This window comes from Halomonas sp. PGE1, from assembly GCF_013000985.1.
Classification (GTDB): Bacteria; Pseudomonadota; Gammaproteobacteria; order Pseudomonadales; family Halomonadaceae; genus Halomonas; species Halomonas alkalicola.
Genome location: NZ_CP053032.1, coordinates 2,879,191 through 2,906,181 on the forward strand (window position 1 = coordinate 2,879,191; position 26,991 = coordinate 2,906,181).

Genomic DNA, 26,991 nt, shown 5'->3' on the forward strand with positions numbered 1-26,991 from the left:
TGGCTCATTCGCTGCGATCCGCCATGGCATTGAGGGCAGCCACCGTCACCGCGCTGCCGCCGAGGCGACCTTCGACGATCACGCAGGGGGCCGCGGCGCTCTCCCACAGGGCCTGCTTGGATTCGGCGGCCCCCACGAAGCCTACCGGGCAGCCGATGATCACCGCCGGACGCGGGCAGGCCGGCTCTTCCAGCATGTTGAGCAGATGGAACAGCGCGGTGGGCGCATTGCCGATCGCCACCACCGCCCCATCCAGTTGGGGGCGCCACAGCTCCAGCGCCGCCGCCGAGCGGGTGTTGCCCAGCTCCCGGGCCAGCTCGGGCACCCGCGCGTCGTGCAGGGTGCAGACGATGGCGTTGTCCGCCGGCAGGCGCGTGCGGGTGATGCCCTCGGCGACCATGCGCGCGTCGCAGAGGATCGGCGCCCCCGCCTCCAGCGCCGCCCGGGCGCGATTCACCGCATCGCCGCGGAAATGAATGTAGGGGGCAAGCGCCACCAGCCCGGCGGCATGGATCATGCGCACGGCCACCGGCTCCTCCTCCGGCGCGAAGCGCGCCAATTCGGCCTCGCGCCGGATCGTGGCAAAGGACTCCCGGTAGATGGCCGGGCCGTCCGTTTCATAGACGTAAGGCATTGCGATTCTTCTCTAGGTATTCGATCACATCGGATTCACTGAGGCCGGTGGCGGCCGGCGTGCCATCGGCGCGACCGCCGATGATCAGGTCATAGCGCCCTGCCCGCCCGGTCAGGCAGAGGTCGGTCGGTTGCCGGCAGGCGCAGCCCTTGGCGCAGCCGGAGAGATGCAGGGAGCCCGCGATCAGTCGGCGTTCGGCCAGTGCCCGCGCCAGGCCCAGGGTCGCCACGCTGGCCTGCTCGCAGTGGGGGGCCCCGGGGCAGGCCTGCATGGCCAGGCGCGGATCGCCCTCGCTCTCCACTAGCCCCGGCGGCACCTGTTCCTGGAAAGTCTCACTCGTGGGAACCCCCTCGACCAGCAGGCGCCGCCAGGGGGTGACCCGCACGGCGCTGACCGAACCCGCATCAACTGACTCCGCCCCGATCAGGGCCCGCAGGGTCGCGGCCGACGCCCGGCCGAAGGGCAGGCCCAGGACCCGCCCCGTAGGGTGGCGCCCCAGCGCCATGGGCTGGCCGGCCCTGATTGGCAATGTAGAAGCCGGCGGCGTGGAGGCCGGCGCCCAGGGCGGCAGCGGCGCCTCGTGCCGGCGCATCCGCCCGGCGTGGATGCCGCCGCTGGCGACGAACCAGTGGGCCAGCCGAATCAGCAGCTCGACGGCGGCGGTGGGAGAGTCCACCGGGGTGCCCCGGGCGCGGCCATCGGCACGGACTAATAGGGCGTCCGAAGCCGCCCGCTCGATACGCAGGTCCGCCGAGGCCTCGCTTAGCAGCGGCGCGGCCCCGGCATCGATGGCCAGGCCCCACTTGGCCGGCAGCGCCGGAAGCTCATTGATCCGGGCCTCCAGCAGGCGCCCCACCTGATTGGTGGCGTCGCCGGCACGCCAGTCGGGGGCCAGCAGCAACTGGGGGCGGCGCTCGGCCTCGGGGTCCGCCGCGACCAGGCCGTGCTCGACGAGGGCCTCCATCAGCCCGGGCCAGGACGCCTCGGAGACGCCGCGCAATTGCAGGTTGGCGCGGCTGGTCAGCTCGATCAGGCCGCTGCCGTAGGTCTCCGCCGCGTCGCATAGCGCCAGCAGCTGGTCCCGGGTCAGCCGGCCGAACCGCGGCCGCACCCGCACCAGGAGCCCATCGCCGCTGGCCATGGGGTGCCAGGCCCCGGGGCACCAGCCTTTAATACTTGGCTGATTCGCCTTGGCCGCCGTATCCCGCTGATCCACCATCAGGGCGCCAGCTCCCGGGTCTCGTCGATCTCCAGCAGCAGGTCCTGCAGCGCCTCGCCCTGCTCGCCGGGCGCCCGCCACAGGTCGCGCTGGGCGGCCTCCAGCAGCCGCTCCGCCATCTCCTCCAGGGCCGAGGGGTTATGCTCGCGCAAAAACGCCTGGTTGCGCGGGTCCAGCACCAGCGCCTCGGTGACCTGGGCGTACTGGTAGTCGGCCACCAGGTCGGTGGTGGCGTCGTAGGCGAACAGGTAGTCCACCGTCGCCGCCATCTCGGCGGCGCCCTTGTAGCCGTGCTCGCGCATCGCCTCGATCCACTTGGGATTGAGCACCCGGGAGCGGATCACCCGGGCCAGTTCCTGCTCGAGGGTGCGCATCCGCGGCCGCGCCGGGTCGGCGTGATCGGCGTGGTAGATGGCCGGGGCCTGGCCGGCCAGCGCCCGGCTGGCGTTGGCCATGCCGCCCTGGAAGGCGTAGTAGGCGTTGGAGTCGAGGATATCGTGCTCGCGGTTGTCCTGGTTGTGCATTACCGCCTCCAGCCCCTCGAGCTGGTGCTCGAAGGCGGCCCGGGCGGCGACGCCGGACTCCGGGAACTGGCCGTAGGCGTAGGCCCCGGCCCCCAGGTAGGCCTCGGCCAGGTCGTCGGCGTCCTCCCAGGCGCGGCTGTCGAGGAGGCGGTTCAGGCCGGCGCCATACTCGCCGGGCTTGCTGCCGAAGATCCGGTAGCCGGCCTCCCGGGCCGCCGCCTCCGGGGAAAGCCCCTGGGCCTCGAGCTCGTCCCGGCGCGCCAGCACCGCCGTGCGAATGGTGTTGGCATCCCCCGGCTCCTGGTATTCCGCCACCGCCCGCACCGCCCGGTCGAAGAGGCGGATCACGTTGGCGAAGGCGTCGCGGAAGAAGCCGGAGACCCGCAGGGTGACGTCCACCCGGGGCCGCTGCAGCAGCATGGCGGGAATCACCTCGATATCGATCACCCGCCGGGAGCCCAGCGACCAGATCGGCCGCACGCCCATCAGCGCGAAGGCCTGGGCGATATCGTCGCCGCCGGTGCGCATGGTGGCGGTGCCCCAGATCGACAGGCCCAGGCGGCGCGGGTAGTCGCCGTGATCCTGCAGATAGCGCTCGACGAACGCCTGGGCCGAGGCCTCGCCCAGGGACCAGGCGGCCGGCGACGGAATGGCGCGGTTGTCGACGCCGAAGAAGTTGCGCCCGGTGGGCAGCACGTCCAGGCGCCCGCGGCTGGGGGCGCCGCTCGGCCCGGGGGGCACGAAGCGCCCCGCCAGGCCATCCAGCAGCGACTGGAGCTCCATCTCGGCGCCGCGTTGCATATCGGCCCAGAGCCGCTCCCGGGCATGGCGGCACTGTTCGGCGGTGGCCGGGTAGTCGCGGGCCAGGGTCGCCAGGCAGCCCTCCTCCAGAACGTGTGTCTCCACCAGCCGATGGGCGAGGCGCTCCAGGCGCTCGCGGGTATCGGCGGCGCTGCGCCAGGGGGCATCGGCCAGCGCGGCCAGGGCCGGCGGCCGTGGCCCCTGCCAGGGCTCGGCCCCGGCCGCCAGGGGGTCGAACTCCGGCGGCAGCCCCAGGTCGGCGGCCAGGTTATGCAGCAGGCCGCGCTGGGCCGGCGATTCACCCCGCGGCAGGCGCAGGATGGCGACCAGGGTCCCGGCCCGCTTATCCCGTGGCGGCAGGCTGCCCAGCACATGGAGGCCGTGGCGGATCTGCGCCTCCTTGATATCGCACAGGTAGGTATCCAGCTCGTTAAGCAGGCGCTCGTTATCCGTGTCACCCTCGGTGCCATCCCCGCCCTGGGCCAGCTCCCGGTCGATCCCGGTGTCGCGCAGATGGGCCAGGATCCGCTCGCGCAGCAGGGTCTCGCGGCGCGGGTCCATGCCGAGTGCCTGGTAGTACTCGTCGGTCAGCGCCTCGAGTTCGGCCATGGCGCCGTAGAGCTCGGCGCGGGCCAGCGGCGGCATCAGGTGATCGATGATCACCGCCTGGCTGCGGCGCTTGGCCTGGGCGCCCTCCCCCGGGTCGTCGACGATAAAGGGATAGAAGTGCGGCAGCGGCCCCAAGGCGACCTCCGGCCAGCAGTCGGCGGAGAGCGCCGTGCTCTTGCCCGGCAGCCACTCCAGGTTGCCGTGCTTGCCGACATGGATCACCGCGTCCACCCGGTAGTGCTCGCGCAGCCAGAGATAGAAGGCCAGGTAGCTATGGGGCGGCGCCAGCTCGCTATCGTGGTAGCTCTTGGTGAGGTCAGCTCCAGGCCCTTCACTGATGTCGCGCTCCGGCTGGATACCGACGAAGGTCTCCCCCAGGCGGATCCCGGCGATCATCAGCCGGCCCTGGCGGTACTTGGGGTCCGCGCCGGGCGGCCCCCAGCGCGTCCACACCGTCTCTTGAAGGGCCTCCGGCAGGGTCCGGAACCAGGCCAGGTAGTCGTCGACGGCGATACTCTGCCAGCAGGGGCGCCCGTCCAGGGCCTCGCGAGCATTGGTGACGCCGCCCTGCAGCCACCGGATCAGGGCGTCGCCGTCCTCCGGCACCTCACTCACCGGATAGCCCGCCCCGGCCAGGGCCCGCAGGATGGCGACCGTCGAGGCCGGGGTATCCAGGCCGACGCCGTTGCCGATGCGCCCGTCGCGGTTGGGGTAGTTGGCCAGCACCAGCGCCAGGCGTTTCTCTCGGTTCGGCCTGTGTCGCAGGTCACAGAAGCGCCGCGCCAGCCGGGCGACGAAGGCGGCGCGCTCCGGATGCAGGGCGTGGCGCACCACCGACAGCTGACAGCGCTCGCTGTAGTGGGCCTCGCTCTTGAAGCCCACCGCCCGGGTCAGGATGCGGCCATCCATCTCCGGCAGCACCACCTGCATGGCCAGGTCGCGGCTGCGCAGGCCGCCGGCCTCGGCCCGCCAGTCCTCTTCGGTGCTGCTGGCCAGGATCGCCTGCAGCACCACCGGCCGGCCGACGAAGAGTCCCGCGAGCTCCTGTTCGAGCTCCGCCTCGCCGAGGGCCTCGCCGTCGTCCGTATGACGATTGACGGAGAAGCCGGTGGTATTGATCACCAGGCCCGCACCGGTCGCCTCGATCAGGTGATTGACGAAGGCCAGGCAGGCCGACTCCTTGAGCGAGGCCACGGCCACCGCCAGGGGCGCCAGGCCCTGGGCCTCGAGCGCCGCGATCAGGCCATCCAGCACATCGATATTGGCGCCCTGCAGATGGCTGCGATAGAAGAGCAGCAGGCAGACCGGGCGCTCGGGAACCTGGCGTTTCCGCCATTCGCTCAGGGTCGCCTCCTGCCGGCCCACCGTGTGGGGGTCGTAGAGCAGCGCCGCGGGAAGGGGCCTGGGTTCGCGCCACGCCAGGGGCAGCCCCAGACATTCCGCACCGACACAACGCAGCAGTTGCTCGGCGTTGTCCACGCCCCCCTCCCGAAGGTAGCGCCAGACCCGGTGGGCCAAGGCGACGGGGACGCTGGAGGCCGCCAGCAGATCGTCGTCCGGGGCATCGCAGCCCGGCACCAGGATCAACTGGCGGCGCTTATCGGCGGCCGCCCAGGCCTGCAGCCGCTCGAAGCCGTAGCGCCAGTAGCCGCTGCCGCCCAGCAGCGAGACGATCACCAGCCGCGCCTCGTCCAGCACCCGATCCTCGTAGAGGTCATAGGCGGCGGGCTTGACCAGGTTCATCCAGTTGGCCAGGCGCAGAGAGGGAAAGTCCTCGCCGCCCGCCCCATCCAGGCGCTCCACCGCCTGGGCCAGGGCCGACAGGCTGCTGTCGGCGGCGGACAGGATGACGACCTCGGCGGGGCTCTGCTGCAGGTCGACGATGCCCTCGTCGTCGACGAAGCCCCCGGGCTTGGCGGCGAAGAGGTGCATCAGGGCGCCGTCGCGATCTCGGCGCCCGCCAGGGCGGCATGCAGGGCCTCGCTATTCAGCCCCTTGCCGATGATCACCAGCTGGGTCTCCCGCGGCTCATCCGGCGTCCAGAGGCGGTCGAAGTAGCCGTCGAGGCGCTCGCCCACGGCCTGGATCACCCGCCGCATGGGCTTGCCCGGCAGGGCCGCGAAGCCCTTGGCCCGGTAGATCTCGTGGCCCTGCAGCAGCGCCTGGAGGCGCGCCGCCAGGGCCTCGCCGTCCACCTCGCCCAGGCGGATCACGCAGGAGTCGAAGTGATCGTGGGCGTGGTCGTGGTGGGCCCCCTCGGCGTGGTGGCGATCGTGGTGGTTGTCGATGCGGTCGATATGCTCTTCGCTGGCCGCGCCGATGCCCATCAGGGCCTCCAGCTGGGCCCGCGTGTCGCCGTTGCCATCGCCGTTACCGTTGCCATAGGCACGCTGGTCGATAAACAGGGTCTTGACCGAGGCCGGCACCCGCTGGGCCACCAGGGCCTCCACCCGGGCCCGTTCATCCGGGGCGAGCAGGTCGGTCTTGGTGACCAGCACCAGGTCGGCGGCGCTGAGCTGGTCGTCGAGCAGCTCGCGCAGGCTGGGGTCGTGATCCAGGCTCTCGTCGGCCCGGCGCTGGGCCTCCACCTTGTCGACGTCGCTGGCGTAGCGGCCGGCGGCCACCGCCGGGCCGTCGATCACGGTGATGATGGCGTCCACGGTGCAGTGCTGGCGCACCTCCGGCCAGTTGAAGGCCTGCACCAGCGGCTTGGGCAGGGCCAGGCCGCTGGTCTCGATGAGGATATGGTCGATATCGTCGCGGCGCGCCACCAGTTGCTTCATCACCGGCAGGAACTCCTCCTCCACGGTGCAGCAGATGCAGCCGTTGGCCAGCTCATAGATGCCGCGCTCGAGCTCCACGGGGGCGTCTTCGCCCTCCTCGTCACAACCCAGGGCGCAGCCGCGCAGCAGGCTGGAGTCGATGTCCTGCTCGCCGAACTCGTTGACGATAACGGCGATGCGCTTGCCGGTGACCTGGCGTAGCAGGCCGGCCAGCAGGGTGGTCTTGCCGCTGCCCAAAAAGCCGGTCACCACCGTGGCGGGGATCTTGTTCAGGTTCATCCTTGGGACTCCTCGGTCTCTATGATCGCGCATGCCGGCCACCCGCTCGCCGTGAACAGCCGGGCCAGGGCATCGGGGTTATCGGGGAAGTAGAGGTGCAGATAGGTGGCCGTGAGGCCGCGCTCACGATAGATGGCCTCCCCCGGCGCGGGGTGGCGCTGGCGCCGGCCGAAGGCGATGGGCTCGGGCGTGCCTTCCGCCACCGAGCGGTGGTGGGCGTGGCCGCGCACCGGCCCCTCCGGCAGCTCGGCGGTCTGCATCCCCTGGCAGCCGCGCCGCCCGCGCATGGCACCCCGGCCGGGCAGCAGCCCCAGCATGGCGTGGGTCTCGCCGTCGACGTCGGTCAGGCTCTCCAGGCAGTAGAGCAGGCCGCCACACTCGGCGAGGATCGGCTTGTCCGCGGCGAAGAAGCGGCGAAGTTCGTCGCGCATCGGCGCGTTCTCCGCCAGCCGAGCGGCGTGCAGCTCCGGGTAGCCCCCCGGCAGCCAGAGGGCATCGCAGGGCGGCAATCGGCTATCGGTGAGGGGCGAGAAGAAGCGCAGGGTCGCGCCCATGCGCTCCAGCAGCTCCAGGTTGGCCTGGTAGATAAAGCTGAAGGCCGCGTCCCGGGCCACGCCAATGATCCGGCCCCGCAACGACGGCAGGGGCGCCGCGGCGGCCTCAGGCGGCGCCGCGAAGGTGACCGGCGGCAGCGCCAGCAGCGCCTCCGCCAGCCCCTCGGCCTCCAGCGCCGCGGCGCCGGCCTCGAAGCGGGCCTCCAGGTCGTCGCGGATCTCCTCGGCCTGGACCAGCCCCAGGTGGCGCTCCGGCAGGGCCAGGGCGGCATCCCGGGGCACCGCGGCCAGCAGCGGAATCTCGGCCGGCAGCGCGGCCTCGATCAACTCCCGGTGGCGCGGCGAGCCGCAGGCGTTGGCGATCAGGCCGGCGATGCGCACGTCATCGCGGAACCCCGCCAGGCCGGCCACCAGCGCCGCCGCGGTCTGGGCCATGCCCTTGACGTCCATGACGATGGCCAGCGGCAGGTCGAACAACGCCGCCAGGTCGGCGCTGGAGGGCTCGCCATCGAACAGGCCCATGGCGCCCTCCACCAGGATCAGGTCCGCCTCCCGGGCGGCCTCGTACAGGCGCCGGCGGCAATCGGCCTCGCCGGCCATCCACAGGTCGAGGGGGTCCACCGGCCGCCCGGAGGCCTGGGCCAGCACCCGCGGGTCCAGGTAGTCGGGGCCGGTCTTGAAGACCCGCACCACCTGGCCCCGGTTGCGCAGCAGCCGGGCCAGGGATGCGGTCACCGTGGTCTTACCCTGCCCCGAGGCCGGGGCGGCGATAAAGAGGGCGGGACAGGCGGCGCTCGCCGCCTCGCTTGGCTTAGCCATGGGCCGACTCTCCAAGGGACTCTCTACTGGACGCTCCACCGCAGGACAGGGGGTGATAACGGGCGCCCAGTTGCGCGGCGATTAGCGCGCCGCGGCCGCGCTTGACGGCGGCCGCTTCGGTATCCACGACCACGCACTCCCCCAGCGACGGCAGGCCGTCGAGGGGCTGGCGGGTGCGCCCGTCGGTGATCAGGTAGGTGCGCACCCGCAGGCCGGCGTCCTGCCGGCGCCACCGGCGAATCAGCCGCGCCGCGTGCTGGATCGCCTCGCGCAGCGGCGTGCCGCCGCCACCGCCGGCGGCCTCGAGCCGCCCGGGCAGCGCCTTGGGGGCACGACGCCGCGACACCAGCTCCGTGACGCCGTCGTTGCCGAAGCCCAGCACCGCCAGTTGCTCCCGGGCGGCGTAGGCCTCGCGCCCCAGCCGCTCCACCAGCCCCTTGGCGCGGCCCAGCCGCCGGCCACCCAGGGTGGAGGCGGAGGTGTCCAGCAGCACCAGGTGCACCAGCGGCCGGCCGCCGCGGCCCCGGCGATAGCGCAGTTCCCGCCAGGGCCAGTGGCCACGGTTGGCGACCAGGGTGGCGAACCAGTCCGGCCGGCGCGGCCTGGCCTCGCCACCGGAACGCTGCCGACCCGGCCCGCCCTGCGGCCAGGTCCCCCGCGGCGCTGTCGCCACTGGCGACGTAGCGGCATCGCGGGCCGGCGCCTCGGTCGCCGGCAACGCCTGGGCCGGCACGCCGACGCTCGGCTGGGCCAGCGGTGGCATGGCGCCCCACTGCCCGTCTCCGGCCGGACCGCCCTGGCCGTCGCCGGGCGCGGCGCCTCCGTCCGCCCCGCCATCGGAGCCGCCCTGCCCGCCCGGGCCACCGGACGGCGGCGTGTGATCGGGCCGGGGCTCCCGGGTACGGCGATGGGCCAGCACCCAGGGCGCGACGGTGTCCAGGTCCTCCCGGGTCACCGTGGTCGCGCCGCGCCAGGCGGCATGGGCCCGGGCCGCCCGATGCCAGGTCACGTCCGCGCGCAGGCCCTCGACGCCGGCGGCCTCGCAACCCCGGGCGATATGCTCGTAGCCCCAGGCGTCGGTGGTCACCTCGGCAAGCCTCTGCTGCGCCTGGCTCAGGCGGTGGGTCAGCGCCGCCTGGGCCTCGGCATGGCTCGCCAACACGCTCTCGGGGTCGCGGTCGAAGGCCTCCCGCTGGCGCAGGATGGCGATGCGCTCCTCGACACCCACCGTCGCCTCGAGCTCGAGGCAGAGGCCGAAGCGGTCGAGCAACTGGGGGCGCAGCTCCCCCTCGTCCGGGTTCATGGTGCCGATCAGGGCGAAGCGGGCGGGATGGCGGTGGCTGATGCCGTCGCGTTCGACGCTGTTGACGCCGCTGGCCGCCGCGTCGAGCAGCAGGTCCACCAGGGCGTCCGGCAGCAGGTTGACCTCGTCGACGTAAAGCACCCCGCCGTCCGCCCTGGCCAGCAGCCCCGGCTGGAAGGCCGCCTCGCGCTCGGACAGCACCCGCTGCAGGTCCAGGCTGCCGGTCAGGCGCTCCTCGCTGGCGCCCAGCGGCAGGGTGACGAAGGGCGGCCGGCGCCCCTCGGCGGTATCGGGGAGGATCGCCGCCAGCGCCCGGGCCAGGGTGGACTTGGCGCTGCCGCGGGGGCCGCTGATCAGCACACCCCCCACCCGGGGGTCGATGGCGTTGAGCAGCAGGGCGGTCTTGAGGGCCGGCTGGCCGACCACGGCGACGAAGGGGAACTCGGCCACGGGGGTCATGGCACCACCGCCCGACCGGGCATCGGGGCCTGGCACACGACCAGCCGCGGCCCCCGACGGGAAGCTAGGAAAGGAATCACAGGCAGACTATCCCCGGTGCCCACCGCACCGTTACCGGATGAACGAAATAATGGGCCGGTCTCCGGGCTCGAGGAGGGCCTGGCGCAGATCGTCTCGGCGCCGTGCCGTCGCCTGCACCTTCCCGGCGGATGCCAGTGGTCGTCGCAGGCGTTTCACTCATTACCGTTGCGGGGGCAGCGATGGGATCGGCGCGAGGCCTCACCATACTTCCCGATTATCCCCTGGCCAACTTCCTCCAGGACAGGGGCACCCATTCTCAGTCGGGCCATCCTAAAGCAAGAACCACACCGGCGGCAACCGGGCTTGTTTTCTTGTGCCGACTTCCTCCATGATCTTCGCCGCTTGCACCGACTCCCCGGCGAGAGCGGCGGGATCCATCACGGCATGACCATAACACTGGCGGATGACTTATCGGTTTTTCGCCAATAATTAGCGAAATACCAACGATCAGTATCCAAACATTATCGGACTCAATCTCATGAAAATAGCTCGCCATCTACTGTCCATATTATCGATAATTCCCGCCTCTCACGCCCTGTCGAATGACACCCATTATCCGCTGACACTGACCAACTGCGGCATGGAGATCAGCCTCCCCTCCGCACCGCAAAGCACGGTTACCGTCGGGCAATCGGCCACCGAAATCCTCTATGCCCTGGGACTGGCCGAGCGGGTCGCCGGCACCTCGGTCTGGTTCACTCCGGTGCTGCCGGAATTCCGCGAGATCAATGCCGATATCGAGCGCCTGGCCGACAACGATCCGAGCTTCGAGGCCGTGGTCAACCGCCGCCCCGAGCTCGTCGCCGCCCAGTATGAGTGGCATGTCGGCCCCACCGGCAGCGTGGCGACCCGCGAGCAGTTTCACGAGCTGGGCATCGCCACCTATGTGATGCCGGCGGATTGCGATACCAAGGACAACAGCACCGGCGGCGACGGCACCCGGACCGCCGCCTTCTCCCCCGAATCGGTCTACAAGGGCATCCGCGAGCTGGCCACCATCTTCGATGTCCAGGAGGCCGGTAACGCCCTGGTGGCCGAGCTGGAAACGCGCGAGGCGACTGCCATCGCCGCTGCCGAGGCCCTGGAACTGCCGGACGATCTGTCGGCGGTATTCTGGTTCTCTTCCCCCGACCGCTCCGCCGCCCCTTATGTCGCCGGCCGCCTCGGCGCGCCGGGCTATATGATGGACGCCTTGGGCATCCGCAACGTGGTGGAATCCGACGAGGAGTGGCCTACCGTCGGCTGGGAATCCATCGCCCGGGCCGACCCGGATATCATCGTGGTGGCCCGCATGGATCGTCGCCGCTTCGCCGCCGACGATATCGCCGAAAAGCTCGACTTTCTGCATAGCGATCCGGTGACCCGGGAGATGTCGGCGGTACGCAACGGCCGCATCATCGAGATGGATGCCCATGCAATGAGCGCCACCATGCGCACCCTCGTCGGCCTCGAAACCCTGGTCGACGCCTTGCCGACCCTCGCCTTCGACCGATGAATGCGTCGATAGCCCTGTCTCCAACGGTGCGCTTGCCATGGCGCTGGGCCTGGCTGGCGCCACCGATCCTGTTTGTCGCCATCATGGCGGGTACCGCCATCGGCGAGACCGCGATCCCGGTGGAGACCATCCTCAAGGTACTGGCCAACCAGCTCTGGGGGGCGGACTATGCCGTCGATCGCATCGATGCCGGCATCGTCTGGAACTATCGGCTCAGCCGCACCCTGCTCGCCGCCGGTTGCGGCGCCGGGCTGGCCCTGGCCGGCGTGGTCCTGCAGGCGCTGCTGCGCAACCCCCTGGCCGACCCCTTCCTGATGGGGATCTCCGCCGGCGCCTCTACCGGCGCCGTGGCGGTGACCATCGCCGGGCTCGGCGCCGGCACCCTGACGCTCTCCCTCGGCGCCTTCGCCGGGGCGGGACTGGCCTTCGGCCTGGTGGTGCTGCTCGCCCAGGCCGCCGGCAGCGGCACCGGGGGCGGACGCGGTGCCCAGGCCGCGGGGGCCATCATCCTCGCCGGTATCGCCGGCTCGCAGCTCTTCAATGCCCTCACCGCCTTTATCATTGCCAGGTCGGCGAGTGCCGAGCAGGCGCGGGGGATCATGTTCTGGCTGATGGGCAACCTCTCCGGCGTGCGCTGGGACGACGTGGTCCTGGGACTGCCAGTGGCGCTGGGCGGCCTGCTGGTCTGCCTGTGGTACCGGCAGGCGCTGGACGCCTTTACCTTCGGTGCCGACGTCGCCGCCTCGCTGGGCATCGCCGTGAACCGGGTACGCGGCGTGCTGATCGGCGCCATGGCCCTGGTCACCGCGGTGATGGTCTCCATGGTCGGCGCCATCGGATTCGTGGGCCTGGTGATTCCCCATGCCATGCGTTTCCTGGTCGGCAGCCGCCACACCCGGCTGGTGCCGGCCTCGGCGCTGGCCGGCGCGGTCTTCCTGATCGGCGCGGATATCCTCTCCCGGGTCCTGGTGCCGGGGCAGGTGCTGCCGATCGGCGTGGTCACGGCGCTGATCGGCGCCCCGGCCTTCGCCATCATCCTGATTCGCGGGGCGCGGACCTCATGAGACTGACCGCCGAAAACATCGACTGGACGGTCCAGGGGCACCGCTTGCTGAACGACGTCAGCCTCGCGGTGGCCCCCGGGGAGACCTTCGGGTTGATCGGCCCGAATGGCTCGGGCAAGAGCACCCTGCTGCGGGTCCTGGCCGGGCTGCGCCGGCCGAAGCGCGGGCGCGTGCTGGTAGATGACCGGCCGATGCGGCGGATGCGCCAGCGGGAGATCGCCCGCGCCATCGCCTTCGTCGAACAGCAGGCGGAGACCCTCGACCGGGTGGTGGTTCGCCAGGTGGTCGCCCTGGGCCGAACGCCCTTCCTCTCGCCGCTGCGCCCCTGGTCCGACGAAGATGATGCCATCGTCGGCCAGGCCCTCGACGACGTCGATATGGGGCACCTGGCGGGGCGTCTCTGGCACACCCTCTCCGGCGGCGAGCGCCAGCGGGTGCATATCGCCCGGGCCCTGGCCCAGCGGCCGAGGATCCTGCTGCTCGACGAGCCCACCAACCACCTGGATATCCGCCACCAGCTGTCGATCCTGCAACTGGTCGGGCGGCTACCGGTCACGGTGGTGATCGCCCTGCACGACCTCAACCAGGCCATGTCCTGTGATCGCATCGGGGTGATGGAGGCCGGCCGCCTGGTGGATATCGGCCCACCCGAGCGGGTCCTCACCGTCGAGCGGCTGCGCCGCACCTTCGGCGTGCAGGCGGACTTTCTCGATGACCCCGGGGACCAGGGCCGGATCCTGCGTTTTCGCCACGCCCTCTGAGATAGCCAGGGGTTACCTGGCGGGCACAAAAACCGGGGCGCCATCGACCCAGGCGGTGGCCAGGCGCTGGCCATAGAGCCGCTCCAGAGCCGCGGGCTCCAGCATGGTGTCCGCCGGGCCCCAGCAGGCCTCGCCGTCGGGATAGAGCAGCAGCAGGTGGTCACACCAGCGGGCGGCCAGGTTGAGGTCGTGCAGGCACATCATCACCGCCCTGCCCTGGCGGGCCTCGTCGGCGAGCAGCGCCATGACTTCGGTCTGGTGGTGCAGGTCGAGGTGGTTGGTGGGCTCGTCGGCGAGCCACAGGGCCGGGGCCTGGGTCAGCACCGTGGCAATCGCCAGGCGCTGGCGTTCGCCGCCCGAGAGCGTACTGACCAGGCGCTCGGCCAGATGATCGACGTCGAGGCGTTCGAGCGCTGCCTCGGCCAGGCGCAGCTCCTCGGCCCCCTCCATCTGCCAGGGCGAGAGGTAGGGGTGGCGGCCGATCAGTGCGGTCTCGCGCACCGTGGCGGGAAAGCCATCGTGGCGCTCCTGGAACACAAGCCCCAGCCGCTGGGCAACCCGGCGGCGGCCCAGGGTGGCCAGCGGTCGGCCATCGAGCAACACCTCTCCTCGGCGCGGCGCCCTGAGCCCGGCCAGGGTATGCAGCAGCGTGGTCTTGCCGGCGCCGTTGGGCCCCAGCACCCCCCACACCTGCCCCGGCTCGACGCGCACGTCGAGGGCCCGGCCGTCACCACGCCCCGGAACATCGATCACCAACTGGCGGGCCTCAAGGCGGCTCATCACTGGCTCCGGTAGAGCAGATAGAGGAAAGTGGGTACGCCGAGCAGCGCGGTGATCACCCCCACCGGCAACTGCTCCGGGGCGATCATGGTGCGCGCCAGGGTGTCCGCCAGCAGCAGCAGGGTACCACCGGCCAGGGCGCAGGCGGGCAGGATCAGCCGCTGATCGTTGCCCAGCAGCAGGCGCAGCATATGCGGCACCACCAGGCCGACGAAGCCGATGCTGCCGGCACTGGTCACCGCCATGGCGGTCAGGGCGCTGGCGCCCAGGTAGATGCCCCACTCCAGGCGCCGCACCGAGACGCCGAGGGCGGCGGCCTGCAGGGGCCCCCGAGCCAGCACATTGAGGCTGCGTCCCAGCGGCATGACCAGCAGGCAGACCGCCAGCAGCAGGACCAGCGGCGGCCAGGGCGCGCGGACGTAGGAGAGGTCTCCCATCAGCCAGTAGAGCATGCCGGGCAGGCGATCGGCGGGGGTCACCGCCAGCATCAGGGTGATCACCGCGCCCCAGCCGGCGGCCACCACCACCCCGGTCAGCAGCAGCCGCGCCGGCGTCCAGCCGCCGCGGCCATGGGCCAGGCCGAACACCAGCAGGGTCGAGAGCAGCGCCCCGGCGAAGGCACTGCCGGAGACCACCAGGCCGCCGAGGCCCGCCAGCATGGCGGCCAGGGCCCCCACCGAGGCGCCGCCGGAGAGTCCCAGTACATAGGGGTCGGCCAGGGGGTTGCGCAGCAGCACCTGCATCAGCGCACCGGCTACCGCCAGCAGGCCGCCGACGGCGAAGGCCGCAAGCGAGCGCGGCACCCGCAGCTCGAGGATGAGGGTGCGCGGCAGGACCTCGCCGCCGCCGCGGAGCACCGCCCACAGCTCGCCAGGCGCCACGCCGACACTGCCGACGCTGACCGACAGCGCCAGCGCCGCCAGCGCCGCCGCCAGCAGCAGGCCCAGGGGCAGGCTCAGCCGTCGCATCGAGTGGGGCTACCGTCTGGCACGCGCGACCTCCAGCTTGTCGCAGAGAATGCGGCTGCCCTCCAGCAGGCGCGGGGTCGGCCGCTGGATCAGCGAGGGCGGCACGAAGAAGAGATTGTCGCTGGCGACCGCGGTCAGGCCCGGATACTGCTCCCAGTGGACGAGCCAGTGGCGGTTCTCCTCGCCCATGCCGCCGGCGATGATCGCCTCGGGGTCGGCGGCCAGCACCGACTCGTCGTCGAGGCGCGGCACCAGCCGCGAGAGCTCACCGAAGACATTGACGCCACCGCACAGGGTCACCACCTGGCCGATCAGGTGCTCGTCGTTGACGCTCATCAGGGGCTCGTCCCACACCTGATAGAAGACCGACACCGGCTCGGCCTCGGCGTGGCGCTCGGCGAGCTCCGCCATGCCCTCGCGGAAGCGGGCGGCCTCGGCGTCGCCCGCCGCCTCGCTGCCGGCCAGGCGCGCCAGCCGCTCGATGGCGCTGGCGACTCCCTCGACGGTGCGCGGCTCGATCATGAACACCGGCAGCCCCAGCGCCTCGAGCGTCTCGAGCTGCTCCGCCGGGTTGCCGGTGATCCAGCCGATCACCAGATCCGGCGCCAGCGATACCAGGGTTTCCAGGTCCATGCGGGTGTGGCTGCCGACCGATTGGACCTCCCGGGCCTCAGGCGGATAGTCGCTGTAGGCCACCACCGCTACCACCTTCTCCCCTGCCCCGGCGGCCCAGGTCAGCTCGGTGGCCCCGGGCGAGAGCGCGGCGATACGGCTGGCCGGCGCGTCCAGGCAGACCTCGCGGCCGCGGTCATCGACGGCACAGGGGGAGTCGGCGCGCGCCTCGCTAGTGCCCAGCCCCGCGAGGGTGAGGCCAAGCGAGGCGCAGAAGACGGCAGCGGGGCCAAGGGCCCCGCCGAGCTGGCCGCTACTGGCCAAAGTGAACGCTCACGAAGGCCGCACGGCCGGCGTTGAGGTAGTCGTCGCCATCAAAGAAGCGTGCGGTCGCATACTCCTTGTCCAGAGCATTCTCCACGGTCAGGCGAGCCGACCACAGGGGCGCAAAGTCCCAGCCGGCGCGCAGGTTGACCAGGCCGAAGCCGGGTAGGCGAGTAGCGTTACCAGAGAAGTCGTAATCATAGCGATGGTTCTGGGCAACCCAGGAGCCCCCCAGCGACCAGTCGCCCAGCTCGCGATCGACATCGAAACGCAAGCTCTGGCTGGCACGGCGCGGCAGTCGATTACCTGTTGAGCGATCTTCAGGGTCGGTATAAGTCAGCGCCGTTGAGAGGGTCCAATCATCGATTTCAGCACCGGCACTTAGCTCCACGCCGCGGATGCGCGTGGTAGGCACGTTTATCGTCGGCTCTCCCATTTGTTGCCAGGAAATCAGATTATCGATATCGGTCTGATAGAGCGCTGCATCCCAGAACCAGCGCGCATATTGACCCCGTACCCCAAGCTCCACCGTTTCGGAAGTCTCTGCTTTCAGGTCAGGATTACCAAACCCCGGCCAGTAGAGCTGATTAAACGTCGGTGCTTTGAAGGAAGTGCCATAGCTGGTTCTTACGGTATGGTAGGGATCCAGATCATAGCCCAGAGCCAGACTACCGGTTACCTCCTCGCCGTAAGCCTCGTTGTCGTCATAACGAAGGCTGGCCTGCACTGCGAAGGGAGAGAAATCAAGCAGCGCCTGTGTAAAGACCGCCTTGTTGGTGCGCTCTTCCTCTTCGTAAGGACCGAACCCAGTATCGCTGCCAGCTACGCTATCGTTCAGGTACTCTGCACCAGCGATCAACTGATGGGCACCGGCATCAAAGGTGTTCTCCCAGCGGAGCGTCCGAGTCTCCGTATCCAGAATGGAGTCATAGAAGTAGTTGACGCTCTCATCTCGCGCCTCGCTCAGTGTCAAACGACTGCGCCAGTGAGCAGTAATCGGCAGCTCCCCATATAACCCCGCCACCTGCTGCACATAGTCCGTCGTGGCCAGAAAACCGCTCTCGTCATACTCGGTTGTGCCTCTTGCACGCAGCGCCAGCACACCCACCTCGGCGTCGTTTTCGAAGGTGTGGGAGAGCCTGATCAGGCCCGAGGTATTGTCGTAGCCCTTGTCGTCACCCCCGCGGCGCACAGGCGTGCCATCGGTATCGAAGCGGCTGCCGGCGACGTAGTAGCGGGTGCCGCCGCTGCCACCGGCCAGGCTGGCGCTGTAGCGCTGGGTATTGAAGGAGCCGCCGCCCACGGAGACCCGCGGTCGGGGGTCCCCCTCCTCGCCTTCCGGGGTAAAGAGCTGCACCACGCCGCCGATGGCATCGGCGCCATAGAGGCTGCCGAGAGGACCACGCACGATCTCGGCGCGCTGGAACATCCGCGGGTCGAGGAACTGCCAGGCGGCACCGCCGGCAGTGGCGGAGCGCAGACGAATGCCGTCGATCAGCAAGACGTTCTGGTCATTGCCGGTGCCGCGGATATAGACGCTGCTGTTCTTGCCGAAGCTGCCGTTGGAGGTGACGTCTACCCCAGGCTGGCCGCGCAGCAGGTCGGGAAGGCTCGCCGGATCCTGGCGGCGCAGGGTGGCCTCGTCGAGCACGGTGACGGAGGCGAGCGTTTCATCGGCGGTGCGCGGCGCCAGGGCGGCGGTGACCACCAGGGGGTTGAGGCGTGCCGCCTCGGCGGTGGTGTCGGCCGCGCCTTCGAGCTGAGGCTCAGCGGCCTGAATGGCCAGCGGCAGGGTGGCCAGTGCGAAGGTCGCAAGGCCCCGGGAGGCAAAAGTCGTGTTCATGTCTGTCCCTTGCTTCGCCGTGCTCACCCGCACGGCGTCCAGCTTTTTTCTATGGGCCGGCGCAGAGGAACAGAAGGAAGGGAAGCGGCGCGAACGGAGCGGTCGATGCCCTGCCTGATGACCGCCCTCCGCGATTCGGCATGCGCTCTCGGGCCGGTCTCCGGACTGACGAGCGAGGGCCTGGCGTGATGCCGGAGGTCCTGCTGAACCGCCGCCTTCCCATGCCGTGGGCACAGTGGCGTGATGGCGGTTCTTGACTCGATCACCGTTGCGGGGGCAGCGTCGGACTGGCGGGCGGTTGAGAAGAGCACCGCGCACCGACTTCCCGTTTACCTGGCGGCACTCACTCCGCCAGCACCTGAGAGTGCGCGTACGCTAGCAACCCGCGGCCCCGGGGTCAACGTCGAAAGTCGAACGCCTGACTTAAAGCCATTCTATTTCAATTGCTTGCAAAGCCCATGGCGCACCTGCCAGACCGCTCGGCTGCGCGAAGCGACCTCCTGGGCAAGCCAGCCGTTGAGGTCGCGCAGGCGGCGTGCCTCAGCGGCCATGGGCACGATGCCACACCCCATCTCATCGAGGATCAGCAGCGCCTCGCCCTGCGCCTCTCGCTCCCGCTCGTCCAGCGCCGAGAGCTGAGCCCGCCAGGCACTGCGCATGGCCTCGTCATCGGCCGTCGCGGCCAGCAGGGCCTTGAGCCACTCCGCCCAGCCGGTGATCACCAGGACACCGCCCGACGGCAGTCGGCCGGCCCAGCCCGCGGGCGGCTCTCCCGGCTCCAGCCGATGCCAGACCGCCCGGGGATAGCGCTCGGCGACTAGGGCGCGTCGGCCAGAGCAGGCACCGCCGATGATGCACAGCATTGCCAGCCTCCTCTTTCGCTCTCGATCACAAAGCGGCGCCCCTGGGCCTGGCCCACGACGCCCTCCCAGAAATCGGTCGCCTCCAGGCGGCGACGCAGCTCGCGGATGGCCCCGCCGTGGCTCACGGCCAGCACGCGGCGATGCCCCTGCTCGGCGGCCTGGGCCAGCACGCCCTCGAGCCAGGCTTCGAGGCGCGCCCAGAGATCGTCGGCGGACTCACCGCCAGGCGGCGCCTGCATGCCGGCGCTGTCGACCCAGGCGCGATAGCGGGGATCGTCCTTGAGCTCGTCCCAGGTGCGCCCCTCATAGTCCCCGAAGTCGAGCTCGCGCAGGCGCGCATCGAAGGACGCCGCCCCTTCGCTCCCCGGCAGCACATGGGCCAGGGTCTGCCGACAGCGGGTCAGGTCGCTGCAGTACAGGGCGTCGAAGGCCTCGCCCGCCAGGTGGTCGCGCAGCCGGTCCATGTCCGGCACGGCATCGGGCAGCAGCAGCGGGATGTCGCGCTGGCCCTGGTAGCGCCGGTCAAGGTTCCAGCGCGTCACGCCATGACGAACCACCACCAGCTCCAGGCGATGAACAGCAGCCATAGTTCTCCTCCCTCGATGGCAGCACCGACGATATCGCCGTTGATGCCGGTGAAGGCCCGCACCATGGCGAGGCCGTAGACAAACAGAAAGAGGCACAGGGCGCCGAGCAGCCAGACACCGCCCGGCACAAAGCCAAAGACGATCAGCAGCGGCAGCAGCGCAAGCCCGAGGTCCCGCGGCGCCAGGTGCTGCCGCCAGGTCCAGGCCAGCCCCTCGCGCCGCGCCAGGGGTGCCAGGCGCAGCAGGGCGAGGGCCCCGAAGCGCGCCAGCGCCGGCAGCGCCACCCACAGCCAGGGGCTCGCCCCGGCCTCGAGCAGGGCCCAGATCAGCGCCCCCTTCCAGGCCAGCAGGAACACCAGGGCCAGGATCGCGAAGCTGCCCACCTGGCTGTCCTTCATGATCGCCCAACGCTTCTCCAGGGGCGCATTGCTGCCCAGCGCATCGGCCACGTCCATGACGCCGTCCAGGTGCAGGCCGCCGGTGAGGGCCACCCACAGGCTGAGCAGCGCCAGCGCCAGCAGCGGAGTGGGCAGCCCCTGCCCCAGGGTGGCCAGAGCCGCCAGGGCGGCGCCGATCAACAGCCCCGCCAGGGGGTAGCTGCGCAGCGCCCAGCGACAGGTGCCGGCATGCCAGGGACAGGCCACGGGCAGGGGTATCCGGGTCAGGAACTGCAGGGCCAGCACGAGCCCGAAAAGGGCGTCTCTCATTGCAGGATCTCCTCGTCGAGCTCTGCGGCAGGCTTCCAGTCGATGGGCAACCCGGCCACCACCTCGATGACCCGGTCGGCCTCCCGGGCCAGCCGGCCATGCAGCCGCTGCAGAAAGGCCAGGTAACGCCAGGTCTCGGCGTCCTCGGGAGGGAGGTCCTCGTTGAGGTCGTTGGAGACCACCACCAGCGCAATATCCCTTTCCCGAGCCGCCTCGATCACCCGAACCAGCATCGCCTCCCCCTCCGCCTCGCTGCCACCGCCGGCATAGAGCCACTGGCTGGCCCACAGGGTCAGGCAGTCGAGCAGCACGCTGTCGCCCTCCCCCAGCTCGGCCAGGGCGGTCTCCAGGGCCAGGGGCGCCTCCAGGGTATGCCAGCCGTCATCGCGCTCGCGGCGGTGGCGGGCGATGCGCGCGGCCATCTCGGCGTCCGAGGCCCGCGCCGTGGCCAGGTACCAGCGCCGGCCGCCGCGCTCGGCGTGAAGCGCGCCGGCCAGCGCCTCGGCGTGGCGGCTCTTGCCGGAGCGAGCGCCGCCGCTGACGAAGGCGATCATCGGCCCGCCTCCGGCCGTGCCATGTCGGCCATGGCGGCGCCCAGGGCCGCCAACAGGCGATCGTTGGCCGCGGCGTCACTCAGGGCCAGGCGAAGCCAGCCGCCGTCGAGCCCCGCAAAGGATTCGGTATGACGCACCAGCACGCCGCGGCGCAGCAGCGCCGGCAGCAAGCAACGGGTCGCCGACCGCCCCGCCGGGTGGCGAACCAGGAAGAAGTTGGCCCGGCTCGGCACCACCTCGAGGCCGAGCGCACGCAGCCCCGCCGCCAGCCGCGGCCGCTCGGCGGCGAGCCAGGCCTCGGTGCGCCTGGCGAAGTCGCGATCCGCCAGCAGCGGCACCACCAGCGCCGCGGCCAGGCCGTTGACGCTCCAGGCGGGCTGGCAGGCGCGGGCCGCCGCCACCGTCTCGGCACCGGCCAGCAGATAGCCCAGGCGCAGCCCCGGCAGGGTGAAGTGCTTGGTCAGCGAGCGCAGCAGCACAAGGTGCGAGTGGTCGGCGAGCAGCGGAGTCAGCGCCTCGCTGTCATCCCCGATGAAATCCACGAAGGCCTCGTCCACCACCAGCCGGCAGCCCCTGGCGGCGGTCAGCGCCAGCAGCCGCTCCACGTCGGCCCGAGGCACCAGGGTAGCCGTAGGATTGTTGGGCCGGCACAGGAAGAGCAACCGCGCCTCCTCCAGTCCCTCGGATATTGCCTCGACATAGAGGTGAAAGTCCGGCGACGCCAGGCGGAGAGACCTGACCGGCAGCCCCTGGGCCGCACAGGCCCGGGCATACTCGGCGAAGGTGGGCTGGACGATCGCCGCCGGCGCCCCGGGCCGCTCACGGGCTTGGAGGGCCGCAGCCAGGAAGATCGCCTCGGCGCCGCCGTTGGTCAGCAGCACCTGCTCCGGGGCCACCCGCTCATGGGCGGCGATGGCCTCACGCGCCTCGCGGTAGTCGGGGTCGGGGTAGCGGGCAGCTTTGCTGGCCTCCCCCTGAAGCCGCTCCGCCAGCCAGCCGGCCAGCCAGGCCGGCGGCCCCAGGGGGTTGAGGTTGGCGCTGGCGTCCAGCAGCGGGATGTCATCTTCAAGCCCAAAGCGCGCCAGCAGCGGACCCGGCCGCCCGCCGTGCAGGGGCCAGTCATCCGACGTCATGCCGAAGCCCTCGGGACTCATGACAACGCCTCCCCCAGCTGCACCACCGCCGCCAGCAGGACCAGAAAGCCCAGCCAGCCACCGTGCATCAGGCGAATCGCCGCCGGAACATGGGCGGCGCCCAGCGGCTGATGGGGCACACCGAGCCGAGCCCGTTCGGAGACCTCGCCGCGGTAGCGGTTGTTGCCGCCGAGCTGGACGCCCAGCAGGTTGGCCACCATCGCCTCGGGCCAGCCGCTGTTGGGGCTCGGATGGCGCGGCGCCTCGCGGCGGGTGGCGGTCAGCGCACCCCGCGTGCGCAGGCCGCGCTCCCAGCGCGCCAGACAGAGCGCGCCCAGCCAGAGGGTCAGGGCGGTGAGCCGTGCCGGCACCCAGTTGGCGGCGTCATCCAGCCGCGCCGAGGCCCGGCCGAAGTGAAGGTAGCGCTCGCTGCGGTAGCCCACCATGGAGTCCAGGGTGTTGACCGCCTTGTAGGCCAGCGCCAGGGGGGCGCCGCCCAGCAGGGCGAAGAAGAGTGGCGCAGTGATGCCATCCACTGTGTTCTCGGCCACGGTCTCCACCGCCCCGCGGGCCACCTCCCCCTCATCGAGCCCCTCGGTGTCGCGACCGACGATCATGGAGAGCGCCCGGCGCGCGGCGGAAAGATCGCCGCTGGCCAATGGCACGGCCACCGCCAGGGCGGCATCGCGCAGGCCCCGAATGGCCAGGCAGCTGGCCAGCAGCCACCACTGCGCCAGCCAGCCCAGCCAGGGATGAAGCCGCGCCAGCAGCGCGATGGCGGCCCAGGCCAGCAGCCAGGTGCCCATTACCACCAGGGCCGTCATCAGCGCGCCGCGGATTCGGCGCGCCCGGGGGGGGCCATGGTTCCAGGCCCGCTCCAGCCGGGCGATCACCGCCCCCATGCCCACCACCGGATGCGGCAGGCGGCGCGGGTCGCCGATGGCGAGGTCCAGCGCCACGGCGGCCAGCACCAGGGCCAGCAGCGCCAGGGAGAAGGGGTCAGCCATCGACCCTTGCCGCGTCGATCCCGGCGTCATCGAAGGTGGCCATCTCCGCCAGCAGGCGGCAGGCCGAGTCGAGCAGCGGGAAGGCAAGGGCCGCCCCGGTGCCCTCGCCCAGACGCAGCTCGAAGTCGAGCAGCGGGCGGGCATCGAGGGCCTGAAGCGCCAGCTCGTGTCCGGGCTCCCGGGAGCGGTGGCCGAAGATCAGGAAATCGCGCAGGCTCGGCTGGAGTCGACAGGCCAGGAGGGCCGCCACCGTGGCGATAAAGCCGTCGACGATCAGTGGCAGACGGTGGCTCGCGCCGGCCAGCAGGGCGCCTGCCATGGCGGCGATCTCGAGGCCGCCCACCGCGGCCAGCGCCCCCAGGGGGTCGGCCGGGTCGGGCTGCCGAGCCGCCAGGGCGCGCTCGATCACCGCCCGCTTGTGGGCGAGTCGTTCGTCGTCGATGCCGGTGCCCGGCCCCACCAGACCGGCGACCGGCTTGCCGGTCAGCGCCGCCAGCAGGGCGCTGCTGGCGGTGGTATTGGCGATGCCCATCTCGCCGACGATCAGGCTGCGGCAGCCGGCCGCGGCGGCACGCTCGGCGGCGCGCCCACCCGCCGCCATGGCCTGCTGTGCCTCGTCGCGGCTCATGGCATCGCCCTCGAGCATGTTGGCCGTGCCGAGGCGAACCCTCTCGCTCACCAGCAGCGGGTGGTCGGCCGTGCCATCGGGCAGGGGCGTGGCCACGCCGACGTCGATGACCTCTAGCCGCGCCCCATGCTGGCGGGCGAAGACGTTGATGGCCGCACCGCCCGCGGTGAAATTGGCCACCATCTGGGCGGTCACCGCCTGGGGAAAGGCCGAGACGCCCTCGGCCGCCACCCCGTGATCGGCGGCAAACACCAGCATGGCGGGCGGCGAGACCCGCGGCAGCGCCTCTGCCTGGATCGCCGCCAGCTCCACGGCCAGGCGCTCCAGACGCCCCAGGCTGCCCGGCGGCTTGGTCAGGCGGTCGAGGCGCCGCATGGCACGCTCGGCGGCGATGCTGTCGAGCTGGGGAAGAGGGTCGGGGATCACGCTCATGGGGCCACTCCTGGCAGGGGCATCCTGACTTGGGGCGCCCATCTTACCAGAGTCGCCAGAGGCGTCAGGGAATCAGCACCGCGGCCCCGGAGAGGCGCCCGGCGCGCAGGTCGTCGAGGGCCCGGTTGGCCTCCTCCAGCGGATAGGCGCGTGTCTCGGTGCGGATCGGCACCTCGGGTGCCAGGGCCAGGAACCCCTCCCCGTCCTGGCGGGTGAGGTTGGCCACCGACTTCACCGCGCGCTCCTCCCAGAGCAGCCGGTAGGGGAAGCTCGGGATGTCGGACATGTGAATGCCGCCGGAGACCACCGTCCCGCCGGGGCGCACATGGGAGAGCGCCGTGGGGATCAGCTCACCCACCGGGACGAACAGCAGGGCGGCGTCCAGCGCCTCGGGGGGCATCTCGTCGCTGCCGCCGGCCCAGGCGGCGCCGAGCCTGCGCGCGAAGGCCTGGGCCTCGGCGTCGCCGGGGCGGGTGAAGGCATAGACCCGCTGGCCGCGGGCCAGCGCCAGCTGGATCAGGATATGGGCGGCGGCGCCGAAGCCGTAGATGCCGAGCCGCCGGGGCGCCTCGCCGCCGGCCAGGCGCCAGGTGCGGTAGCCGATCAGCCCCGCGCAGAGCAGCGGTGCGGCGGCCTGGGCATCATCGCCCTGCACGGGAAAACAGTAGCGGGCATCGGCCACGCAATACTCCGCGTAGCCGCCGTCCCGGGTGTAGCCGGTGAACTCGGCACACTCGCAGAGGTTCTCCTCGCCGCGCCGGCAGGGCGCGCACTCGCCGCAGGTCCAGCCCAGCCAGGGCACGCCGACGCGCTGCCCGACCGCCACGCCGGTCACCCCCTCCCCCAGGGCGGTGACCTCGCCGACGATCTCGTGGCCGGGCACCAGCGGCAGGCGCGGCTCGGTAAGTTCGCCGTCCACCACGTGAAGGTCAGTGCGACAGACCCCGCAGGCGAGCACCCGCAGCTGAACCTCGCCCGGGCCCGGCTGCGGACGCGGCAGGATCTCGAGCCTCAGTGGCTCTCCCGGGGCGTGGAGGCGCATGGCGCGCATGCTCTCCGTCATGGGGGCTCTCCTGTCGGTGGTCGGGTCGCTTGCAAGGGGCCCGAATGCCGACAGGATAGCTCAGGCGGCGACCCTGACCTCGTAACCGGTGTACTTGCGCAGGTTGATCACGCCGGAGTCGAGGATCAGGTACTGGCCCTTGAGGCCGAGCAGGGTGCCACTGATCTCGGGGGTCTTGTCGAGATTGTGGGAGGCCACCTTGGTGGGGTACTCGAGCACCGGGTAGTCGAGGGTCACCGGCGGCGCGTCGAGCAGGCGGATGGCGTCCTCCCCGAAGCGTTCGCGCAGGTTGGCCAGGCCGCTCTCCAGGCGCGCCAGCAGCCGGTCGCGCTCGGCGGGCAGGTCCATCTCGACGGTGTCGCCCTTGAGCATGGCGCGCCAGTTGGTGCGGTCGGAGACCTCCTCCTTGAAGAGGGTCTCGACGAAGCCCGACTGCTGGCGGGTCTGGACCTCGAACATCGGCAGTGCCTGCACGGCGCCCTGGTCGAGCCAGCGGGTCGGCACCTGGGTGCCGCGGGTGATGCCGACCTTGAGGCCGGAGGCGTTGGCCAGGTAGACGATATGCGGCTGGAAGCAGTGGCGCTCGGCCCACTCCGGTTCGCGGCAGGTGCCGTCGAAGAAGTGGCAGGTCTCCGGCTTCATGATGCAGGTATCGCACTGGGCAAGCTTCTTGAAGCAGGGGTAGCAGTAGCCCTGGGCGAAGCTCTTCTTGGTCGCCCGGCCGCAGTGGGTGCAGGCGATGGCACCGGTCCAGGCGAGCGTGAGCGGCCGCCCCAGGCGCTCGTTGAGATCGAGCCGCTGATCGCCGGCACACAGGGTATAGCGGGCAGGCTGCCCGGCCTCGCCCGGTGCGATGGCCATCTTGGTCAGGCAGCCCTGTACCTCGGCGGCCGCGGCGATGGACTCAGCCACGGCCGGCATCCTTGGCCAGGCCGGCCAGGGCGGGGTCCACGCCGGCACCGCTGCTGGCGCCGCCGCAGGTGCGCTGCTGCAGGTAGCCCACCCGCTGCTCCTCGGGCACGTTGTTCTCGTGCTCGTAGCGGATCACCGCCTCCAGGCAGAGCTCGGTCTGCTCGGGGCTGAGCAGGCGGCCGTCCGGCCACTTGCGCAGTTCCACCGCCTGCTTGAGGCTCTGGTAGATGGCCGGGGTCATCTGCTGGATCATGCGCTCGAAGGTCATGTCGCTCATGGGTCGTCTCTCTGTGAACATACGCGATGCCGTGACGGCGAGGTCAGCGCTGCCGGCGCGCCCGCCCGGAATAGTACCAGCCCAGCGCCAGGCCCACGACCAGTCCACCCAGGTGGGCCTCGTTGGCCACGTTGCCGAAGCCCACTGCACCGGCCATGTCGGTCATGGTGAAGACCATCCAGCCGAGCATGAAGACCACCAGCATCTGGGGCACGAAGAAGCCGCTGTGGGGCGCCCGCCGCGACATCAGCCAGACGTAGCCGAGCAGCGCGAAGTCGACGCCGGACATGCCGCCGAACAGCACCGTGCCCGCGGCGTACTGGGCCAGGTTGGCGCCGATGCCGGCGGCGAGCACGATCAGCAGCATGCGCCCGCTGCCCTGCAGCGCCTCCACCTGGCGGCCGAAGTACCACAGCCACAGCATGTTGAAGATCAGGTGCATCCAGCCGAAGTGCAGGAAGGCCGGTGACAGCGGGCGCCACACCTGGCCGGCCAGCATCGCCTCCACCAGGCTGCCCACCGCCAGGCTGCCATTGATCACGCCCAGGGGCACAATGGCCAGCGCCGCGATCACGCGATCACCGAACACCGCCATGGCCGCGAACACCACCAGGCAGAGCGCCAGGGTCACGGCGGTGACCGGCGCCAGGCGCAGGGGCGTCAGCAGCGAAGCGGCCGGCAGCCCAGCCGAGCGCGGCCCCCGCTCCCTCGGCATCAGCGGTTCCCCGCGCTGCCACTGTGCCAGCAGTCCCATCATCTCCTGCTGCTGGCGAGGGTCGGCCAGCCACAGGGTCTTACCCTCGGCGTCCTCGGTGATCCGATGGCCGATCCGGTGAGCCCAGAGCGCACGGCGCAGCTCACGGGTGTCGAGGTCGGGGGGCAGCTGCATCACCCGGTACATGGCGCCTCCTTAAGC

Annotated in this window: 24 protein-coding genes and 2 riboswitches; of the genes, 3 read left to right on the plus strand and 21 right to left on the minus strand. The window is 71.1% G+C overall.

Going from position 1 to position 26,991, the window contains the following annotated elements; translation table 11 throughout:
• Nucleotides 1-4: 4 nt before the first annotated feature.
• Genes HIR79_RS13605 through HIR79_RS13630 form a run of 6 tightly spaced genes read right to left on the minus strand, consistent with a single transcriptional unit; the run spans nt 5 to nt 9,984 of the window.
• Entirely contained in the window at nt 5-634 is a 630-nt protein-coding gene (locus tag HIR79_RS13605) for a precorrin-8X methylmutase (protein ID WP_169958765.1), read from the minus strand.
• Entirely contained in the window at nt 618-1,853 is a 1,236-nt protein-coding gene (locus HIR79_RS13610) for a ferredoxin-like domain-containing protein (RefSeq protein WP_169958766.1), read from the minus strand. The genes HIR79_RS13605 and HIR79_RS13610 overlap by 17 nt, the downstream gene beginning before the upstream one ends.
• A complete protein-coding gene (gene cobN, locus HIR79_RS13615; protein WP_169958767.1) occupies nt 1,853-5,719 on the minus strand; it encodes a cobaltochelatase subunit CobN in 3,867 nt (1,288 codons plus the stop codon). Before cobN ends, HIR79_RS13610 begins: the two co-directional genes overlap by 1 nt.
• Complete coding sequence (gene cobW, locus HIR79_RS13620; RefSeq protein ID WP_169958768.1) at nt 5,719-6,849, minus strand: cobalamin biosynthesis protein CobW; 1,131 nt, start codon at nt 6,847-6,849, stop codon at nt 5,719-5,721. The genes cobN and cobW overlap by 1 nt, the downstream gene beginning before the upstream one ends.
• A complete protein-coding gene (locus HIR79_RS13625) occupies nt 6,846-8,222 on the minus strand; it encodes a cobyrinic acid a,c-diamide synthase CobB (protein ID WP_169958769.1) in 1,377 nt (458 codons plus the stop codon). The genes cobW and HIR79_RS13625 overlap by 4 nt, the downstream gene beginning before the upstream one ends.
• Nucleotides 8,215-9,984, minus strand: a complete 1,770-nt coding sequence (locus HIR79_RS13630) for an AAA family ATPase (RefSeq protein ID WP_169958770.1) — start codon at nt 9,982-9,984, stop codon at nt 8,215-8,217. The genes HIR79_RS13625 and HIR79_RS13630 overlap by 8 nt, the downstream gene beginning before the upstream one ends.
• A gap of 116 nt (nt 9,985-10,100) precedes the next feature.
• Nucleotides 10,101-10,334, minus strand: a riboswitch (cobalamin riboswitch).
• Between the two features lie 311 nt (nt 10,335-10,645).
• Between HIR79_RS13630 and HIR79_RS13635 the strand changes: the two genes are divergently transcribed.
• From HIR79_RS13635 to HIR79_RS13645, 3 genes are read left to right on the plus strand one after another with little or no spacing between them, the layout of a single operon-like run.
• Entirely contained in the window at nt 10,646-11,560 is a 915-nt protein-coding gene (locus HIR79_RS13635) for an ABC transporter substrate-binding protein (RefSeq protein WP_379688255.1), read from the plus strand.
• Complete coding sequence (locus HIR79_RS13640) at nt 11,557-12,624, plus strand: FecCD family ABC transporter permease (protein ID WP_169958772.1); 1,068 nt, start codon at nt 11,557-11,559, stop codon at nt 12,622-12,624. The genes HIR79_RS13635 and HIR79_RS13640 overlap by 4 nt, the downstream gene beginning before the upstream one ends.
• Nucleotides 12,621-13,385: an ABC transporter ATP-binding protein gene (locus HIR79_RS13645; protein WP_169958773.1), complete on the plus strand. Its 765-nt coding sequence runs from the start codon at nt 12,621-12,623 to the stop codon at nt 13,383-13,385. Before HIR79_RS13640 ends, HIR79_RS13645 begins: the two co-directional genes overlap by 4 nt.
• Before the next feature lie 12 nt (nt 13,386-13,397).
• Here HIR79_RS13645 and HIR79_RS13650 read toward each other — a convergent pair whose 3' ends face one another.
• From HIR79_RS13650 to HIR79_RS13720, 15 genes are all read right to left on the minus strand, one after another.
• Complete coding sequence (locus HIR79_RS13650; RefSeq protein WP_169958774.1) at nt 13,398-14,165, minus strand: ABC transporter ATP-binding protein; 768 nt, start codon at nt 14,163-14,165, stop codon at nt 13,398-13,400.
• The gene (locus HIR79_RS13655) at nt 14,165-15,133 is read right to left on the minus strand and encodes a FecCD family ABC transporter permease (protein WP_169958775.1); all 969 of its coding nucleotides are present in this window, start codon (nt 15,131-15,133) and stop codon (nt 14,165-14,167) included. The genes HIR79_RS13650 and HIR79_RS13655 overlap by 1 nt, the downstream gene beginning before the upstream one ends.
• A 9-nt stretch (nt 15,134-15,142) precedes the next feature.
• Complete coding sequence (locus tag HIR79_RS13660) at nt 15,143-16,069, minus strand: cobalamin-binding protein (protein ID WP_249322157.1); 927 nt, start codon at nt 16,067-16,069, stop codon at nt 15,143-15,145.
• A complete protein-coding gene (locus HIR79_RS13665; RefSeq protein WP_169958776.1) occupies nt 16,059-17,912 on the minus strand; it encodes a TonB-dependent receptor domain-containing protein in 1,854 nt (617 codons plus the stop codon). Before HIR79_RS13665 ends, HIR79_RS13660 begins: the two co-directional genes overlap by 11 nt.
• A gap of 134 nt (nt 17,913-18,046) precedes the next feature.
• Nucleotides 18,047-18,289: riboswitch (cobalamin riboswitch) on the minus strand.
• 57 nt (nt 18,290-18,346) lie between these two features.
• Nucleotides 18,347-18,775 (minus strand): bifunctional adenosylcobinamide kinase/adenosylcobinamide-phosphate guanylyltransferase, encoded by a 429-nt coding sequence (locus tag HIR79_RS13670; RefSeq protein ID WP_169958777.1) that lies wholly within the window; start codon nt 18,773-18,775, stop codon nt 18,347-18,349.
• Nucleotides 18,730-19,362, minus strand: coding sequence for a histidine phosphatase family protein (locus HIR79_RS13675; RefSeq protein WP_110070602.1), 633 nt, complete (start codon nt 19,360-19,362; stop codon nt 18,730-18,732). Before HIR79_RS13675 ends, HIR79_RS13670 begins: the two co-directional genes overlap by 46 nt.
• Nucleotides 19,314-20,069, minus strand: a complete 756-nt coding sequence (locus HIR79_RS13680; protein WP_169958778.1) for an adenosylcobinamide-GDP ribazoletransferase — start codon at nt 20,067-20,069, stop codon at nt 19,314-19,316. The genes HIR79_RS13675 and HIR79_RS13680 overlap by 49 nt, the downstream gene beginning before the upstream one ends.
• Nucleotides 20,066-20,623, minus strand: coding sequence for a bifunctional adenosylcobinamide kinase/adenosylcobinamide-phosphate guanylyltransferase (locus HIR79_RS13685; protein WP_110070604.1), 558 nt, complete (start codon nt 20,621-20,623; stop codon nt 20,066-20,068). Before HIR79_RS13685 ends, HIR79_RS13680 begins: the two co-directional genes overlap by 4 nt.
• The gene (cobD, locus tag HIR79_RS13690; RefSeq protein WP_249322158.1) at nt 20,620-21,777 is read right to left on the minus strand and encodes a threonine-phosphate decarboxylase CobD; all 1,158 of its coding nucleotides are present in this window, start codon (nt 21,775-21,777) and stop codon (nt 20,620-20,622) included. The genes HIR79_RS13685 and cobD overlap by 4 nt, the downstream gene beginning before the upstream one ends.
• The gene (gene cbiB / locus HIR79_RS13695; protein WP_249322159.1) at nt 21,774-22,763 is read right to left on the minus strand and encodes an adenosylcobinamide-phosphate synthase CbiB; all 990 of its coding nucleotides are present in this window, start codon (nt 22,761-22,763) and stop codon (nt 21,774-21,776) included. Before cbiB ends, cobD begins: the two co-directional genes overlap by 4 nt.
• Nucleotides 22,756-23,823 carry a nicotinate-nucleotide--dimethylbenzimidazole phosphoribosyltransferase gene (cobT, locus tag HIR79_RS13700; protein ID WP_169958780.1) on the minus strand — a complete coding sequence of 356 codons (1,068 nt, stop codon included), beginning with the start codon at nt 23,821-23,823 and terminating at the stop codon, nt 22,756-22,758. Before cobT ends, cbiB begins: the two co-directional genes overlap by 8 nt.
• 64 nt (nt 23,824-23,887) lie before the next feature.
• Nucleotides 23,888-24,886 carry a zinc-dependent alcohol dehydrogenase family protein gene (locus HIR79_RS13705; protein ID WP_249322160.1) on the minus strand — a complete coding sequence of 333 codons (999 nt, stop codon included), beginning with the start codon at nt 24,884-24,886 and terminating at the stop codon, nt 23,888-23,890.
• Between the two features lie 60 nt (nt 24,887-24,946).
• Nucleotides 24,947-25,807 carry a DUF2797 domain-containing protein gene (locus HIR79_RS13710; protein ID WP_249322161.1) on the minus strand — a complete coding sequence of 287 codons (861 nt, stop codon included), beginning with the start codon at nt 25,805-25,807 and terminating at the stop codon, nt 24,947-24,949.
• Nucleotides 25,791-26,075 (minus strand): YeaC family protein, encoded by a 285-nt coding sequence (locus HIR79_RS13715; protein ID WP_110070607.1) that lies wholly within the window; start codon nt 26,073-26,075, stop codon nt 25,791-25,793. The genes HIR79_RS13710 and HIR79_RS13715 overlap by 17 nt, the downstream gene beginning before the upstream one ends.
• A gap of 43 nt (nt 26,076-26,118) precedes the next feature.
• Nucleotides 26,119-26,976: a rhomboid family intramembrane serine protease gene (locus HIR79_RS13720; protein WP_169958781.1), complete on the minus strand. Its 858-nt coding sequence runs from the start codon at nt 26,974-26,976 to the stop codon at nt 26,119-26,121.
• Between the last annotated feature and the right edge of the window lie 15 nt (nt 26,977-26,991).